Origin of the sequence: Sporosarcina sp. BP05, from assembly GCF_014282005.1 — a bacterium.
In the GTDB taxonomy this organism is placed as follows: Bacteria; Bacillota; Bacilli; order Bacillales_A; family Planococcaceae; genus Sporosarcina.
Window position 1 is genome coordinate 124,533 of record NZ_JACFTD010000008.1, and the last position, 14,158, is coordinate 138,690.

Annotated in this window: 16 protein-coding genes; 11 read left to right on the top strand and 5 right to left on the bottom strand. The window is 42.2% G+C overall.

The window, feature by feature from the left end:
* Window positions 1-15 precede the first annotated feature (15 nt).
* From cdaA to glmM, 3 genes are read left to right on the top strand one after another with little or no spacing between them, the layout of a single operon-like run.
* Window positions 16-852: a diadenylate cyclase CdaA gene (gene cdaA / locus H2672_RS11575; RefSeq protein ID WP_186671468.1), complete on the top strand. Its 837-nt coding sequence runs from the start codon at window positions 16-18 to the stop codon at window positions 850-852.
* Window positions 845-2,116: a CdaR family protein gene (locus tag H2672_RS11580; RefSeq protein ID WP_186671469.1), complete on the top strand. Its 1,272-nt coding sequence runs from the start codon at window positions 845-847 to the stop codon at window positions 2,114-2,116. The genes cdaA and H2672_RS11580 overlap by 8 nt, the downstream gene beginning before the upstream one ends.
* 39 nt (window positions 2,117-2,155) lie before the next feature.
* Complete coding sequence (gene glmM, locus H2672_RS11585; RefSeq protein WP_186671470.1) at window positions 2,156-3,505, top strand: phosphoglucosamine mutase; 1,350 nt, start codon at window positions 2,156-2,158, stop codon at window positions 3,503-3,505.
* Between the two features lie 136 nt (window positions 3,506-3,641).
* Here the strand turns inward: glmM and pstB are convergent, their stop codons facing one another.
* From pstB to H2672_RS11610, 5 genes are all read right to left on the bottom strand, one after another.
* On the bottom strand, window positions 3,642-4,463 hold the full coding sequence (gene pstB, locus H2672_RS11590) for a phosphate ABC transporter ATP-binding protein PstB (RefSeq protein ID WP_186671471.1): 822 nt from the start codon (window positions 4,461-4,463) through the stop codon (window positions 3,642-3,644).
* Between the two features lie 13 nt (window positions 4,464-4,476).
* Window positions 4,477-5,349 (bottom strand): phosphate ABC transporter permease PstA, encoded by an 873-nt coding sequence (pstA, locus tag H2672_RS11595; RefSeq protein WP_186671472.1) that lies wholly within the window; start codon window positions 5,347-5,349, stop codon window positions 4,477-4,479.
* Between the two features lies 1 nt (window position 5,350).
* Complete coding sequence (pstC, locus tag H2672_RS11600) at window positions 5,351-6,289, bottom strand: phosphate ABC transporter permease subunit PstC (protein WP_186671473.1); 939 nt, start codon at window positions 6,287-6,289, stop codon at window positions 5,351-5,353.
* Window positions 6,290-6,409: 120 nt separating this feature from the next.
* Window positions 6,410-7,342 (bottom strand): PstS family phosphate ABC transporter substrate-binding protein, encoded by a 933-nt coding sequence (locus tag H2672_RS11605; RefSeq protein WP_186671474.1) that lies wholly within the window; start codon window positions 7,340-7,342, stop codon window positions 6,410-6,412.
* Window positions 7,343-7,538: 196 nt separating this feature from the next.
* The gene (locus H2672_RS11610) at window positions 7,539-7,979 is read right to left on the bottom strand and encodes a YtoQ family protein (protein ID WP_186671475.1); all 441 of its coding nucleotides are present in this window, start codon (window positions 7,977-7,979) and stop codon (window positions 7,539-7,541) included.
* Window positions 7,980-8,086: 107 nt separating this feature from the next.
* On the opposite strand from H2672_RS11610, the gene H2672_RS11615 reads away from it, so the two are divergent.
* The 8 genes from H2672_RS11615 to H2672_RS11650 all read left to right on the top strand — a co-directional run bounded on the left by H2672_RS11615 (window position 8,087) and on the right by H2672_RS11650 (window position 14,095).
* Window positions 8,087-9,655, top strand: coding sequence for an amidohydrolase (locus tag H2672_RS11615; protein WP_186671477.1), 1,569 nt, complete (start codon window positions 8,087-8,089; stop codon window positions 9,653-9,655).
* 94 nt (window positions 9,656-9,749) lie between these two features.
* Entirely contained in the window at window positions 9,750-10,355 is a 606-nt protein-coding gene (locus H2672_RS11620) for a class I SAM-dependent methyltransferase (protein WP_186671479.1), read from the top strand.
* Between the two features lie 3 nt (window positions 10,356-10,358).
* A complete protein-coding gene (locus tag H2672_RS11625) occupies window positions 10,359-10,550 on the top strand; it encodes a YwbE family protein (protein ID WP_186671481.1) in 192 nt (63 codons plus the stop codon).
* A gap of 128 nt (window positions 10,551-10,678) precedes the next feature.
* A complete protein-coding gene (locus tag H2672_RS11630; protein ID WP_186671483.1) occupies window positions 10,679-10,852 on the top strand; it encodes a hypothetical protein in 174 nt (57 codons plus the stop codon).
* Window positions 10,853-10,886: 34 nt separating this feature from the next.
* The gene (locus tag H2672_RS11635; protein WP_186671485.1) at window positions 10,887-11,789 is read left to right on the top strand and encodes a DMT family transporter; all 903 of its coding nucleotides are present in this window, start codon (window positions 10,887-10,889) and stop codon (window positions 11,787-11,789) included.
* Window positions 11,782-12,099 carry a hypothetical protein gene (locus H2672_RS11640; RefSeq protein WP_186671487.1) on the top strand — a complete coding sequence of 106 codons (318 nt, stop codon included), beginning with the start codon at window positions 11,782-11,784 and terminating at the stop codon, window positions 12,097-12,099. The genes H2672_RS11635 and H2672_RS11640 overlap by 8 nt, the downstream gene beginning before the upstream one ends.
* 90 nt (window positions 12,100-12,189) lie before the next feature.
* A complete protein-coding gene (locus H2672_RS11645) occupies window positions 12,190-12,708 on the top strand; it encodes a YcxB family protein (RefSeq protein ID WP_186671489.1) in 519 nt (172 codons plus the stop codon).
* 421 nt (window positions 12,709-13,129) lie between these two features.
* On the top strand, window positions 13,130-14,095 hold the full coding sequence (locus tag H2672_RS11650) for a LacI family DNA-binding transcriptional regulator (RefSeq protein ID WP_186671491.1): 966 nt from the start codon (window positions 13,130-13,132) through the stop codon (window positions 14,093-14,095).
* The last annotated feature ends 63 nt before the right edge of the window (window positions 14,096-14,158 follow it).

Sequence of the window (14,158 nt, forward strand, 5' to 3'; positions counted from 1 at the left end):
AGGTAGGCGAAGCACATGCCAAAATGGCAAGAATTAGTTGATTTCAGTCCAGTAGCGGCATTTATTAATATCGTAGATGTGCTTCTCGTCTGGTTTGTTTTTTATAAATTGATTACGATAATAAAAGGAACGAAAGCGGTTCAGCTGTTAAAAGGGATCTTCGTCCTTATCATTGCTCGTATTCTGACAGAGTTTTTTGGCTTAAATACGTTGCAATGGATGATGGATCAGGTTCTTCCATTTGGATTTCTGGCTATTATTATCATCTTCCAGCCGGAACTGCGGCGTGCTCTCGAGCAAATTGGGAGGGGGCGACTGTTCGCTCGGACAATGATGCAGGAAGAAGAGGAACGCGACCGTCTGATTGAGGCGTTTGTGAAATCTGTCAGTTATATGGCGAAACGTCGAATTGGAGCGCTTATTTCAATTGAAAAGGAAACAGGTCTTAGTGAATACATTGAAACCGGTACCGGCATGGATTCGATGATTACATCCGAACTCCTTATCAATATTTTTATACCAAACACACCGCTTCATGATGGTGCAGTCATTGTCCAGCGTAACCGTATTGCGGCAGCAGGATGTTATTTGCCACTGTCGGAGAGTCCGTTCATCTCGAAGGAGCTTGGTACACGGCATAGGGCAGCCCTTGGAATTAGTGAAGTAACGGATGCTGTAACGATTATCGTTTCAGAAGAAACTGGAGCGGTAAGTCTTACTGCGAACGGGGATATAGATCGAAATTTGGATATGGAGGAATTTGAAGCACGGTTGCGAAGAGTTTGGTTTGGCTTAACACCTGAAAAGAAGGAGACTTCGATTTGGAAGTGGAGGTGGAGAAAAAATGGATAAGTTTATGGATAACCCATGGTTTCTTCGCTTTACAGCCTTATTCCTTGCAATTATTCTTTTTTTCTCCGTACAGGCAGAAGAAAAAAAAGGTAGTAAAGCTGTTGGGGATGCGATGGATATCATTCGTGATTTCCCCGTACAAGTCTATTATGACAATGAAAACCTTGTCGTGACCGGAGTCCCAGAAACGGTCAATATGACTATTGAAGGCCCAGCGAATATTGTACAGACAACGAAACTATTAAAAGATTTTACGTTGCGGGTTGATTTGTCGAGCTTACCAATGGGCAGGCATACAGTTAAGATTAAACCTGAGAATATTTCTGAAAAGTTGAAAGTGCAGTTTGATCCCGCGACAATTGAAGTTATCATCGAAGAGAAAATTACACAAACATTCCGAGTAGATCCCGAACTGAATGAACGTCTACTGGCTGAAGACTTCAATGTTGATAAAATAGATGTCATCCCGTCAACTATTGAAGTGACAGGCGCGAAAAGTGTTATTGAATCGATTAGTTTTGTAAAAGCTTCTATAACAGGAGACAAGGAAATTAACAAATCATTCGAGCAGCAAGCGCGGGTCCGGGTCCTAGACAAAGATTTAACGAAGCTTAATGTTACGATTGTTCCTGAACATGTGACTGTCAAAGTTGAGATTTCCGAATATAGTAAAGAAGTGCCAATCGTACTTAAATCGCGAGGGGTTCCAGTAACAGATGTCACTGTCAATACCATTTCAGCTCAGGAAAAAACGATTCGTTTATTCGGTCCGCGGAAAGTGCTGGATTATATTAAAGAATTCAGCATTGATGTGGATGTATCCGAAGTAAAAGGACAAGGAACAATGGTGATTGATTTGAAAAAGCCTAAAGGTGTCTCAAAGATGTCTTTGGATATAGTTAAAGTGAAAATAGACGCAACGGTGACCGAGTCAGATTTGGAAGTACACAATCCGGAACCACCTGTTGAAGACGTAAAAGTAGTTACGAAGGAATTTAAAGACATGCCTGTTACTGTAAAAGGGCTTGATGAGAACTTCACAAGTTCATTTCGGAAACCGGCAGCTGGTTTGGTTGTACTAACTGTTACGGCGGAACAAGATGTCATTGATACATTGGAGAAATCTGATTTCACCGTCTATATCGATGCATCTGAAACAACGGACGAAGGAGAACAGAATTTCTCAGTCTTGGTTGTAGGACCCCTAGATGTACAGTGGGTACTATCAGATAAAGAAGTAACGATACATATTGAACTTGCCTGACATTCGGTTGAATGTGTAGGATTGAAAGGGAGAATGGAAATGACAAAGTATTTCGGGACCGATGGCGTCCGTGGGGTTGCAAATGAGGAATTGACACCGGAGCTCGCTTTTAGATTAGGTAGAATTGGTGGGCATGTGTTAACGAAAGAATCACCAGGAAAGTCACAAGTACTCGTCGGCAGAGATACGCGTATCTCAGGTCATATGCTTGAAAATGCCCTAATTGCGGGTCTTTTATCGACGGGTGTTGAAGTGATGACTCTTGGGATTATCAGCACACCAGGTGTCGCTTACTTGACGCGCGTCATGAACGCACAGGCCGGAGTCATGATCTCAGCTTCACATAATCCTGTCGAAGACAATGGCATCAAATTTTTCGGTGCAGATGGTTATAAACTGACGGATGAGCAGGAAGAGGAAATTGAGCAACTGTTAAACGTGCAGGAGGACTCGTTGCCAAGGCCAACTGGTGCAGATGTCGGTTCTATTACAGAGTATTTCGAAGGCGGACATAAATATATTCAGTACTTAAAACAGACTGTCGACGAGGAATTCACGGGAATTCATGTTGCACTCGATTGTGCACATGGCGCGACATCTACACTGGCGACACATCTGTTTGCTGACCTTGATGCAGACCTGACAACAATGGGGGCATCGCCAAACGGCTTGAATATTAATGACGGTGTTGGTTCAACTCATCCTCAAGAATTGGGTAAAATCGTTGTTGAAAAAGGTGCCCATATCGGCTTAGCGTTTGACGGAGACGGAGATCGTCTTATCGCAGTCGATGAACGTGGAGAAGTCGTTGATGGTGACCAGATTATGTTCATCATCGCACGTCATTTACACGAAGAAGGCCGCCTTAAATCGGGAACAATTGTCTCAACGATTATGAGTAATCTAGGCTTCTATAAAGCACTTACGGAACACGGCATGAAGAGTATTCAGACAGCTGTTGGTGATCGGTATGTTGTCGAAGAAATGAGAAAAGGGAATTATAATCTTGGCGGTGAGCAATCAGGCCATATTATTTTCCTAGATTACAATACAACAGGCGATGGGCTTCTTACAGGTCTTCAGCTTGTGAACATTATGAAAATTACTGGACGTAAGTTATCTGAACTTGCGTCAGGCATGAAAATTTATCCGCAAAAACTCGTCAATGTGCGTGTAACGGATAAAAATGCAGTGACGGATAATACACTAGTTGCAGAAGTAATTGCGGACGTAGAAAAAGAGATGGCTGGAAACGGTCGTGTTCTTGTTCGCCCTTCAGGCACTGAATCACTTGTACGTGTTATGGTAGAAGCGTCTTCTGAAGAAGATTGTGTACGTCTTGTCCAGCGCATTGTTGACGTTGTACAAGAAGAAATGGGAACCGAGTAAGATACTGAATTATTGACCGAAGATGCCGTTATTGGCAATATCTTCGGTTTTTTATTTTGCCGAAATAAAAAGGGTATCTCAATATAGTGAAGGAAACACTATCTTGAGATACCCTTTTGCCTGCGATATGAGATTATTAACCGAATCGGCCATTGATGTAGTCCTCGGTGCGTTCATCTGTAGGGGTGCTAAATAGTGTAGATGTACGATCGCATTCAACGATTTCGCCGTTTAGGAAAAATGCAGTACGGTCTGAAATTCGTGCTGCTTGTTGCATGTTATGTGTAACGATTGCAATTGTCACGTCGTTTTTAATGGTGCGAATCAATTCTTCGACTTTATGTGTGGAAACGGGGTCAAGTGCTGAAGTTGGCTCATCCATTAAGATTACTTCTGGGTCAACTGCAAGGCAGCGTGCGATACAGAGTCGTTGCTGTTGTCCGCCAGAAAGGCTATATGCGCTTTTGTTCAGACGGTCTTTTACTTCATCCCACAAAGCGGCTTTACGCAAGCTGTCTTCAACGATCATATCTAGCATTGCTTTGTTACGAATACCGTGAATTTTCGGGCCGTATGCCACGTTTTCATAGATGGATTTTGGGAATGGATTGGGTTTTTGGAATACCATACCGACTTTTGAACGAAGCAATTCCACGGACATTGCTTTGCCAAGAATATTATTACCCATAAATGTAACATTACCAGAGATGGTGACGTCACCTACGTTTTCTACCATACGGTTCAGTGTTTTTAAATACGTAGATTTTCCGCAGCCGGAAGGGCCGATAATTGCCGTTACTTCTTTTTCATTGATGGACAAGTCGATGTTTTTTAACGCGTGTGCCGTGCCGTACCAAAGATTCAAACCGTTTGTTTCGTAAACTGCTTTTGTCCAGTTTTCATTCTTCATGACGCGGAGCTTGGCGTCTTCAGTAGGTCGAACGAGTGTTGTTGTCATACTAATCCTCCTATCAACTTTTAAGCTTTTTTTCCGATCTATTTCTAAAGTAGATTGCAAATCCGTTCATTGTAATGAGCAAAACCATCAGCACGATAATACCTGCAGAGGCAGCATCTGCAAATTCAGGTTGTGGGCGTTTGGCCCAGTCGTAAATTTGCATCGGAAGAGCTGTAAATGTACTAAGCGGTCCAGTTGGCAGGAATTGAACGATAACCGGGATCCCAAGAACGATAAGCGGTGCTGTTTCACCGATGGCACGTGAGAAGGATAAGATGCTACCTGTCAAAATAGAACCTGTTGCGGACGGTAAAATCACATGAATGATTGTTTGCCATTTTGTTGCGCCCATGCCGTATGACGCTTCTCGAAGTGTGTCTGGAACGGAACGAAGTGCTTCTTGGGAAGCTACGATGATGATGGGTAAGATTAGCAAACTCATCGTCAATCCAGCAGCCAAGATACTGTTGCCTAGCAATAATGCGCGGACAAATACAGTTAAACCAAGAAGTCCGAAGACAACAGAAGGCACGCCCGCAAGATTACTGATATTCATCTCAATAAAAGCGGTCCATTTATTTTTTTTAGCATATTCTTCAAGGTAAATAGCCGAACAAAGACCTAGGAACATGGATACCGGAATAACGACGGCCATGAGAGCCAGTGTGCCGACAAGCGCTGCTTTAATGCCCGCCTTTTCAGGGAAGCGAGATCCGAAGTTCGTAAAGAATGAAAGATTCAACCGCCCGACCCCATCTGCACCAATACCGTAAAACAGGAAGAAAGTAATTCCTAGAACGGCAGCGACGACTGCGCCGAACAGCCATTTCATCGCCGAATCTTTTGTCAGCCGCCGATTTATTTTTGACTGGAGAACGCGGTCCATATTAGTATTCCTCCCTGAATTTCGTCTTGATGTATAAAGCAGCCCGGTTCATTAGGAATGTAAACAGGAACAGCATGAAACCAACCGCGTAAATGGAGTAGTAGATTGTTGTACCATAACCTGCGTCGCCTGTTGCGACTTGAACGATATACGAAGTCATCGTTTGAATTGAACCTGTAAAGTCCATATTGAATACTGGCGTGGAACCCGCGGCAAGTGAGACAATCATTGTTTCTCCTACAGCACGTGATGCAGCAAGAATAATCGATGCGGCGATCCCAGAAATAGCTGCAGGAAAGACGACTTTGATAGCTGTTTCGAATCGGGTAGACCCAAGTGCATAAGATCCCTCACGGAATGAAGCGGGGACAGCAGAAAGTGCATCTTCCGAAAGTGAGATAATCATTGGTAAAATCATAATCCCGACAACAATTCCGGCACTAAGTGCGTTAAATAATTTTAGTTGTGGAATGAATGACTGTAGCCATGGCGTCACGACTGTTAATGCGAAGAATCCGTAAACAATCGTTGGAATACCAGCTAGTAACTCAATAATTGGCTTGATGAACTTTTTGATTTTAGGTGTTGCATATTCACTGAGGAAAATCGCACACGCAAGTCCGAAAGGGACCCCAATTAGTAGTGCGACGCCTGCAATCTTTAATGTACCGGTTATTAAAGGAAGCACACCGAATGCCTGATCAGCATTGGAGAAAGGTGCCCACTCTGTACCGAAAATGAAATCGGTGATCTTTACTTCTTGAAAAAAGATGAATGTTTCTTTCAGCAATGTGTAGATAATCCCGAATGTTGCCAGTACAGTAACGGAAGTGACAGCAAGTAAAAGATGCGGGATGATTTTGCCGAACTTCTCATTCTTTTTCGCAGCAGCAATGACATCGCGCGTTCGCAACTTTTCTGTCGGTTTTATTGAAGTCAATCCGTGGACCTCCTAGTGGATAACGTTGTTTAGTTTAGAGAGTGCGCTGTTGAAAGGATAATGGCTGCCCTACTATGCAGGACAGCCTGAATTACTTCTATGCTTGAAGATAATCAGGTTTTATTTCACGGAATCCAATGTTTTTCGTGCTTCTTCGTAGTCCGCATCAGGAAGTTGGACATAACCGACTGCTTTTGCCATTTCGCCAGCATTGTCGATTACATATTCCATGAAGTTACGAACTTCTTTTTTCTCTTTTAGTGCAGCATTGCTAACATAAACGAATAGTGGACGTGAGAACGGTGTGTATTCGCCTGACTCGATCGTTTTTGCATTCGGTTCAACTCCATCAATTAATACTGCATTCAAAGAGTCTTTATTTGATTCGTAGTAGGCGTAACCGAAAAACCCAATTGCGTTTTTGTCGCCTTTAATGCCTGTAACAAGAACGTTGTCATCTTCAGATAGTGTTGCAGATTTTACAAGGTCAGCATCTCCTAGGACAACTTCATTGAAGTAGTCATATGTTCCAGAATCTGTACCTGGTGAATAGAAGACGATTTCTTCAGCAGGCCAGCTTGGATTAATGTCAGACCATTTTTTTGCTGTTCCATCTTCTGCCCACATTTTTGCGAGGTCTTCAACAGTAAGTGAATCGACCCAAGTGTTTTCTTTATTCACAACGATTGTCAAGCCATCGTTCGCAAGTTTAAGTTCTGTATAGTCAACGCCTGCTTCATCTAGTTTAGCTTTCTCTTCATCTTTAATGGGGCGGGATGCATTTGAGAAGTCTGTTGAACCAGCGATGAATTTCTCAAATCCTCCACCTGTACCCGAAACACCCACAGAGACTTTAACGTCTTTTTCAGCTTGTGCATATTCTTCAACAATTGCTTCCATGATTGGCGCAACAGTTGACGATCCGTCACCCGCTACACTACCGCTCAAGCCTTCGCTTGTTTTAGCTGATGTATTGCCTTCTGTTCCGCCGCAAGCTGCAAGGAAAATCGAGCATGCAAGTCCGAGTGTTGCAAGTGTCTTCATGTTTTTCATCTGTTTTTGTCCCCCTAAAGTGTTTTGACTACAATTCATATGATAGAGGGGAATTGTTGTGGGGGTATGAAGCATTGGTTAAGGTTTTGTAAATGAGGTGTAAGTGGCTGTCAGCTATATGGTCGGCGGGAACCCCTTCATAAATAAAAAAAGCATGCCCTAAAGAGAATAGGGCAGCCCGTCTGATGGTTGAAGTTCATTCGAAAATATAATGCAATGCTTTTACAGCCTGATCGACCGTTTCGACGGTGGCATTTGCTTTGCGTGACAGTTCTTTTAGTGCGTGATGGTGTTCTTCTTTGCGAATAAGGATAAGTGGTTTGCCAAATGCGACCGCGGCACTAGCGTCCATCGCTGTGTTCCATTGCTTATACTTCTCCCCGAAAAGAGCGATGACAAGATCAGCTTGCTTCATTAATAGCTCCGTGCGTAAATTATTAAAGCCCGATGCCGCAGCATCTTTGGCAATTGCATTCGGCTGCTTGCCTAGAATATCTTCTCCAATGTTATCAGAACGGTCGTGGTCTTCCATGGGACCAACGAAATCAATTGGTAACTTAAGTGCAGCAACCTTCATCTTCACTTCCTCACGCCATGAACTATGAATTTCGCCTGCTAGATAAACAGTTAACCTCATCTAAATTCCTCCTCTTGAATAAATTTAATTGTAGCACTCATCTTCAAAATGTTGCTCATGAATGACCGAAAGTTTAGACTATGACTAGAGAGATAGGGGGAACTAGGATGAAAACACTTTGGCATAACGGCACGATGTATACGATGGAACAAGAAGGCGGTCAAGTTGAGGCGCTGCTCACAGAAAACGGTAAGATTTATGCAGTTGGTACATTTGAGGATTTAAAAGAACAGGCAGATAATGAAATTGATTTACTAGGTTCCGTTCTTTATCCAGGATTCGTCGATAGTCATATGCATATGATTGGCCACGGCGAAAAGTTACTGAGTCTGGACTTATCGAAGGCATCGTCCGCTGATGACATGATGGACATTCTGATGAATGCTCATCCTGATTTGAAGTCAGACGAATGGTTTATCGGAGAAGGTTGGAATGAAAACAATTTCCCAGATAAAAAGATTCTTACGCGACATGAATTGGATAAGGTGACGGATTCGCCTATGCTTTTGAAGCGGACATGCCGGCACGCAGCGCTCGCAAATTCAAAAGCGCTTGAGCTAGCAGGTATTTCAAAAGATACACTAGATCCCGAAGACGGCGTCATTATGCGCGATGCAAACGGCGAACCAACGGGCTATTTGAAAGAAGGAGCGCAGGAGATTGTGCTCGCCCTTATTCCGGAGCCGACGGAAGAATCATTGACACTGGCATTGCGGAGATCAGTGGATGATTTGCTATCAGTTGGACTGACAGGGGGCGTGACAGATGATCTTGGGTATTATGGCGATTACAAAAAGCCACTGCAAGCATTCAAAAACGTCATCGGTGAACAGAAGAAGTTCCGTGCACATCTATTGCGACGGTCAACTGTTTTCAAACAATTGATGGAAGAAAAAGCTACGTATCACGAACCTTGGATTGAGCCAGGCGAGATGAAGTTTTTCATCGACGGAGCGCTCGGTGGTAAAACGGCTTTGTTAAGTAAACCGTATGCGGATACGCCGGAAACATCTGGAATGACTGTCGTCACTGATGAAGAAATCGATGCACTGGTGGCACTCGCTCGAAAACATGGTGAAGCAATTGCTGTCCATGTCATCGGCGATGCAGCTGTTGAAAAAGCGCTCTATGCGATTGAGAAGTACCCAGTACCTACTGGCAAACGTGATCGCCTTATCCATGTAAATGTCTTGCGTGAAGATCTAGTCGAGCGGATGGAAAAGCTGCCAGTCATCCTTGATATACAACCAGTGTTTGTATCGTCAGACTTCCCGTGGGTATTGGAACGATTAGGGGAAGATCGTCTCGATTGGGCATATGCGTGGAAAAAATTGCTCGACCGTGGATTCATTTGCGGTGGTGGTTCAGATGCACCGATTGAAGAGGTTGATCCACTGCTTGGCATCTATGCATCGGCGACGCGTCGGAAGCCAGGGGAAACCCATGAAGGCTATTTGCCAGATGAAAAACTGAGTCGCTTTGAAGCAGTCGGTTTATTTACGACGGGTAGTGCAGGCACAATTGGGAAAGCGGACGTCCGCGGTAAACTAGCACCGGGATTTGATGCTGATTTCACTGTGCTCGACAGGGATTTATTCGAAGTGGCAGATGAAGAGATAGTGGGCGCAAATGTTGTGATGACTGTTGTTGCAGGTGAAGTGATGTTTAGAGGGTGATGTTGAACATATTTGGTTCGTCAGCGGCAACCAATCATAAACCTTGCTAACAATGTGGTAAGCTAGAATCAATCTAGTAAAAGGGGTCTGGCAAATGTCTAACAGTTGGAACGACCGGTTCTTAGCAAAAGAATATGTCTACGGCAAAGAGCCCAACGGATTTCTCGTAGAGGCGGCACAGCGGTTACCTAAGGGGAAAGTGCTTTGCATCGCAGAAGGAGAAGGGCGTAACTCGGTTTACTTGGCAACGCTTGGCTTCGACGTGACGGCGTGGGATTATGCGCCAGCCGGACTGGAGAAAACCAAGCAGTTAGCAGATGAAAAAGGTGTCGCCGTAAAAACTGAGCTTCGAGATTTATCGGAGGTAACGTGGGAAGAAGAACAATGGGATGCAATCGTCCACATCTTCGGTCATTTCCCGGGAAACGTCATGGACCGTACGTTATTGGGGATAAAAAAGGCGTTGAAACCGGGCGGCTACTATATAAGCGAACTGTATTCGAAAGAGCAACTGCTCTACGGAACTGGTGGCCCACGGATTGAAGAAATGTTGTGTGATCCAGTTCAGATGCTCGAACAATTCGACGGCTATTTCGTTAAACACTTCCATATTGGGGAAGTTAATCGCGTGGAGGGGCAGTTGCATACTGGAACCGCCCACGTTGTGCAAAGTATGTTTCAAAAAAGAGAGGACGAGTAACAAATGAATGGGCAGAATCGTGCAGATGTAACACCGGGAATAAAAGTGGCAGTCATATTGAAAAAAGATCAGCGGTCGGGTACAAAGACGGAGGGTGTCGTTAAAGATTTATTAACGAACTCTAGCTTCCACCCACATGGTATTAAAGTACGTTTGGAAGACGGACAAGTTGGACGGGTTTGCGAGATCTTGTAAGGTAATTAATTAGCTGTATACTCATTCAAAGTATCACAAAAACCCATTCTTAAACACTTGGAATGGGTTTTTGTGGTTTAGTGACCATATCAAAACAGCAACCCTTACAGAACCTACGACGTTGAAAATTGAAGATGATTTTCCATTTATTGATGGTGAGACTGCACTATATCCTGTTGATGCCTCTGGAAGAATTGCTTGAAGCTGTTCAAGTTCCGGTCATTGCAGCGCACAGCATTCGTAACCGTTTCAATACTGAAATGAAAGAAGCCGCCATTCCGCTATTTAGTTTGGTACACTGAATAAATGATATTGATAAGGATGGCGATGGATTAAATGCGGAAATATATTGGGGAAATAGGACTTATTATTACAGCAATTATCTGGGGGAGTGGATTTGTTGCTAGTGCAGTGTCGCTGGAATACTACACGCCCTATCAGATTTTGGCGGGAAGATTTATTATCGGAGTTATTATTCTATGCGTTCTGTTTTATAAAAGATTGAAGAATATCAAAAAAAGTACACTTATTAAAGGGACTATATTAGGACTCTTTCTCTATATTGCTTTCGTGCTCCAAACAGTGGGATTGCAATACACGACACCTTCAAAAAACGCATTTTTAACGGCGGTAAATGTCGTCATTGTACCTTTCATCGGATTTTTACTATACAAGCGAAAAATTGACATGTTTGAATTAGTTGGAGCAGTTACAGCTTTGGTAGGCGTAGCGGTATTATCACTTAAACTATCTGCAGAAATCAATATCGGAGATTTGTTGACGTTATGCTGTGCGGTTGGATTTGCATTCCATATCTTTTACACAGCTAAATTTGTCAAAGACGAGGACGCTGTTTTGCTTACAATTGTTCAAATGGTAATAGCTGCAGTGATTAGCTGGATAGTTGTCATTTTCAAAGGAGAGACATCATTTTCAGTGGAATCGGAAGGGCTACTGCCGCTCCTTTACTTGGGTATCTTCTCGACAACAATCGCTTATTTGTTGCAAACAATTGCTCAAAAGTATATTACGGAGACAAAGGCTGCGATTATTCTATCGACAGAAGCTTTCTGGGGCATGGCCTTCTCAGTAGCGATATTAAGTGAGGTCATGACAACCAAAATGATTATCGGTGCAGTACTCATCCTCATAGCAATTATTATATCCGAAACAAAGTTCAGTTTTTTGAAAAAGAAACGGCTGAACGGAATGTTTGAAAAGGGGGATACCCGTGTCTAAAGCTGTTTATTGTGAAAAATGCTCTAAAGAAATTAAGTTTAGAGGGGATTTAGTAACCGCGACTATATTTTTTGTTGTAGTTGCTTATCATGAAGATTGTTATGTAAAAGAATTGAAAGGGTTCAGGGGACTTTTCTTAGACAATCAACCGCTTAATGGTTTTTCGGGCAATTTCTTGTTTGTAATGGCAGTTTTAGTAGGTATCGGCTTTGCTTTTGGCTCGTTGAAGTGGGTGTCAATTATAGCCGTAATTCCTGTATTATATAGGCTTTTTTCTTTTTATAAGTTTGAAAGACTATTGGAAAAATAACGTCAGGGTAATTACCGGTGAAAGTAATTTGTTTAATCATATTAGTTCTGGTGCCTGTCACTTAGATGATGAAAGTTTGAGGAGGCTACAATGGAAATTCACTACAATTTGACAGAAGAAGATTATATAAATTTTAATTTGTATCATATCAAAAATTCTGAAACTGGTAAACGGGCATTGGCAGTGCAAAGGTTTTTATCTCCATTATTCTTTATCATTATTTCTTATGTTTATGCTGCGATTAGTGACATGCCTTTTCTACCGCTGTTTATCACTTTTTTCATAATGAGTATACTATGGATTATCTTTTACCCGAAGCACTTTTACAAACTCATTGCCCGTAATGCTAAGAAAATGATCAAAGAAGGAAAAAATGACGGTTTAATCGGTCATCATCAACTGAAAATGACAGAAGAAGGATTAGTGGATACGTCCCTAAACAAAGAAACAAAAGTAACTTGGTCCGGCATAACAAGTTTCAAAGAAGACGAGGGATATTACTATCTTTACAACAGCTCAGTAAGTGCCTATATCCTTCCGAAAAGGGAGATTGATCATGCAGATGAAGTTAAGCAATATATTCAATCTAAGGTAATGAATAATGGTTGAATTGTGGAGGAATAAAAATGCACAGAAAAAAATATTTCACCCTTTTACCGCTAGCTCTTTTACTGGGTATTTCAACATTTTATTATCTGCCTGCTGAAGCATGAAATCGCGCTTGATGGGGCTAGGGGTCTAACGACAACAGCAAATCGTGAACGTCTATCTGATTGGACTAGTAAAATCGATCAGCTTGGTAAACCGACGGAAAATAATACCGCTAAAAAGCTTGGTGAATTTAAGAAAGAGCAAATGAATATCACAGCATAAACAAGAAAACCTATCCTCTTATGAAGAAGGACGGTTTTTTTGCGTTTTATCTTAAGGCTTTGCTCGTAAGGGTTTCCTTAGCATGTAAGCAGACAGGAGTATATGCTAAGATGTAATTAATATTGGGAATAAATATGATATATTAAGGAGATATATTATGAAAGTTAAATTAGAAGATGTTGCGAAAGCAGCGGGCGTATCTCCAACTACTGTATCTCGCGTGTTAAATAATAGGGGGTATATTAGTGAGCTGACGAAAGAAAAAGTGGAGAACGCTATTAAAGAATTGAATTATTACCCCAATGATGTTGCGAGGTCTCTGTTCAAAAAGAGAACGAATTTTATTGGACTGATCGTCCCGACAGTTAGCAATCCTTTTTTCGGGGAATTATCGTTGTATATTGAAAATATCTGTTCTTCTTTGGGTTATAAGATTATTCTTTGCAATAGTTCAGGGCAGCTTGAAAAAGAGAAAGCCTACGCAACCATGCTGATTCGACATCAAGTAGATGGTATCATTGTCTGTTCATATAATCGGGGAATTGATACATATAAGTATCCAAAGCTTCCGATTGTTGCGATTGACCATTACTTGGCACCGACAGTACCTGTAGTAGGATCTGATAATTACATGGGCGGAAAATTGGCAGTTCAGCATCTAATTGATAGAGGATGCCGGTCAATTATTCATATAAATGGTCCACTTGAATTAGAAACACCTGCTCAATTTAGGCGGAAAGCTTATGAGGACCTAATCGATAATCCGATTACATATGAATTGCTGTTTGGCGATGAGGATATGGTTTTATCGATAAGAAAAATTTTGTTGGATCGCCCGGAAACAGATGGCATATTCGCCAGTGATGATATGATGGCTGCTGCTTGTTTGCAAGTTGCAAGAGAATTGAACATCCAAGTGCCTGAGCAGCTAAAAATCATTGGCTACGATGGAACGGAAACTACGAGGAGGTTATTACCTCAACTCACAACAATTAAACAGCCAATTGAGGAAATTGCTAAAACATCTGTGAAAAAATTAATGGATATGATTGATAACCCAGAGTGTTCAGGTTCATATGAAACTGTATTGCCTGTTCACTTGTTAATCAGTGAGACAACCTAATTTTCTTAAGATTAGGTTTTTTTAGTTTTACGTGTGTCAAGCGGTTGACATGTTTGTGTACTT